Origin of the sequence: Streptomyces sp. BR123, from assembly GCF_013401435.1 — a bacterium.
GTDB lineage: Bacteria > Actinomycetota > Actinomycetes > Streptomycetales > Streptomycetaceae > Streptomyces.
This window is the reverse complement of record NZ_JACBGN010000522.1, coordinates 1-2,619: the sequence shown is the minus strand read 5'-3', so window position 1 is coordinate 2,619 and position 2,619 is coordinate 1. Positions and strand designations below refer to the sequence as shown.

At 74.7% G+C, this 2,619-nt stretch carries 2 protein-coding genes; both read left to right on the top strand.

Features of this window, described 5'->3' with window-relative positions:
• Positions 1–780: acyl-CoA carboxylase subunit beta (locus HYE82_RS35850; RefSeq protein ID WP_306439691.1), on the top strand; the 780-nt coding region annotated here is incomplete at its 5' end.
• A gap of 113 nt (positions 781–893) precedes the next feature.
• Positions 894–2,619, top strand: a 1,726-nt coding sequence (locus HYE82_RS35845; RefSeq protein ID WP_256988177.1) for an acetyl/propionyl/methylcrotonyl-CoA carboxylase subunit alpha, incomplete at its 3' end; no start/stop codon positions are given.

The following is a 2,619-nucleotide window of genomic DNA, read 5'->3' as shown; positions in this document are numbered from 1 at the left end:
CCCGAGCCCCTCTACGACCCGGAGGAGCTCCTCGGCATCGTCCCCGAGGACCTGAAGACCCCCTTCGACCCGCGGGAGGTCATCGCCCGGATCGTCGACGGCTCCGACTTCGACGAGTTCAAGCCCCTCTACGGGCCCAGCCTGGTCACCGGCTGGGCGGCCCTGCACGGTCACCCGGTCGGCATCCTCGCCAACGCCCAGGGCGTGCTGTTCAGCGCCGAGTCACAGAAGGCCGCCCAGTTCATCCAGCTCGCCAACCAGCGCGACATCCCGCTGCTGTTCCTCCACAACACCACCGGCTACATGGTCGGCAAGGAGTACGAGCAGGGCGGCATCGTCAAGCACGGCTCGATGATGATCAACGCGGTCTCCAACTCGCGCGTCCCGCACCTGTCCGTCCTCATCGGCGCCAGCTACGGGGCCGGCCACTACGGCATGTGCGGCCGCGCCTACGAGCCCCGGTTCCTGTTCGCCTGGCCCAGCGCCAAGTCCGCGGTCATGGGCCCCCAGCAGCTGGCCGGGGTGCTGTCGATCGTGGCCCGCCAGTCCGCCGCCGCGAAGGGGAAGCCGTACGACGAGGAGGCGGACGCCGGGATGCGCGCCTTCGTCGAGGCCCAGATCGAGTCCGAATCCCTGCCGATGTTCCTCTCCGGGCGGCTGTACGACGACGGGGTCATCGACCCCCGCGACACGCGCACCGTCCTCGGCCTGTGCCTCTCGGCCGTCCACAACGCCCCCGTCGAGGGCGCCCGCGGCGGCTTCGGCGTCTTCCGGATGTGAGCCCGCCCATGACCTCCACGACGTCCACCGCCTCCACCACGTCCACCGCCTCCACCGCGTCCGCGGCTGCCGAAGGCACTGCCGCCGCGGACTCCGCCGGCTCCCCGGCCCCGCTGATCACCTCGGTCCTCGTGGCCAACCGAGGTGAGATCGCCGTCCGGGTCTTCCGCACCGCCCGCGCCCTGGGCCTGGCCACCGTCGCCGTCCACTCCGACCCCGACGCCGATGCCCTGCACGTCCGCGAGGCCGACGCGGCCGTCCGCCTGCCCGGTGCGGCCCCCGCCGACACGTACCTGCGCGGGGACCTCGTCATCGAGGCCGCCCTGGCCGCCGGCGCGGACGCGGTCCACCCCGGCTACGGCTTCCTCTCCGAGAACGCCGACTTCGCCCGGGCCGTCCTCGCCGCCGGCCTGGTCTGGATCGGGCCTCCGCCCGAGGCCATCGAGGCCATGGCCTCCAAGACCCGCGCCAAGGAGCTGATGCGGGCCGCCGGGGTGCCGCTCCTCGACGCCGTCGACCCGGCCGGCGCCACCCCCGCCGACCTGCCGCTGCTGCTGAAAGCGGCGGCGGGCGGCGGCGGGCGCGGCATGCGCGTGGTCCGCGACCTGCACGAGCTGAAGGCCGAGCTCGACGCCGCCGCCGCCGAGGCCCGGTCCGCGTTCGGCGACGGCGAGGTGTTCGCCGAGCCCTACGTCGAACGCGGCCGCCACGTCGAGGTGCAGGTCCTCGCCGACGGGCACGGCACCGTCTGGGCGCTCGGCACCCGCGACTGCTCCCTCCAGCGCCGCCACCAGAAGGTCATCGAGGAGGCCCCGGCGCCCGGCCTGCCCGACGTCCTGTGCACCGCCCTCCACGAGGCGGCGGTCGCCGCCGCCCGGGCCGTCTCCTACCGGGGCGCGGGCACCGTCGAGTTCCTCGTCACCGCCGACGGCCGCCCGTACTTCCTGGAGATGAACACGCGCCTCCAGGTGGAACACCCCGTCACCGAAGCCGTCTTCGGCCTCGACCTCGTCGCCCTCCAGATCCGCGTCGCCGAGGGCGCGCCGCTGCCCCCGGAGCCGCCGCAGCCAGCCGGGCACGCCGTCGAGGCCCGCCTGTACGCCGAGGACCCGGCGCAGGGCTGGCGCCCGCAGACCGGCACCCTGGCCACCTTCCGCATTCCGGCGCCCCCGGCCGTCCCGCCCGCGCCCGCCGCGGTCCGCGTCGACACCGGTTACGCCGACGGTGACTCCGTGGGCGTCCATTACGACCCCATGCTCGCCAAGGTCATCGCGCACGCCCCGACCCGCGCCGAGGCCGTCCGCGCCCTCGTCCGTGCCCTGTCCGCAGCCCGCATCCACGGCGTCGCCACCAACCGCGAACTCCTCGTCCGTTCCCTCACCCACCCCGAATTCACCGCGGCCCGGCCCGACACCGGGTTCTACGAGCGGCACCTCGGCGCCCTCACCGAGCCCGCCCCGGACGCCGGCCGGGCGGCCTCGCTGGCTGCGGCCGCCGCCGCACTGGCCGCCGCCGCGCCCGCCACGGACGCCCCGCTCGCCGCCCGCATCGGCGGCTGGCGCAACGTCCGCTCCGCCCCCCAGTCCCGCAGCTACCTCGTGGTCTGCGCCGACACCGCCGGCGCAGACACCCCGTACGAGGTCCGCTACCTGCCCTCCCGCAGCGGGCCCCCACAGCTCGTGGACCACCCCGGCGTCCGCGTACTGGCCGCCGAACCGCACCGCGTCGTCCTCGAAGCCGACGGCATCCGGCGCGTGTTCCACGTGAAACAAAAATCGAACAACCAGGGTGCGGCAGAAGACGAGGAGGTCTACGTCGACACCGCGCCCACCCCCGCCC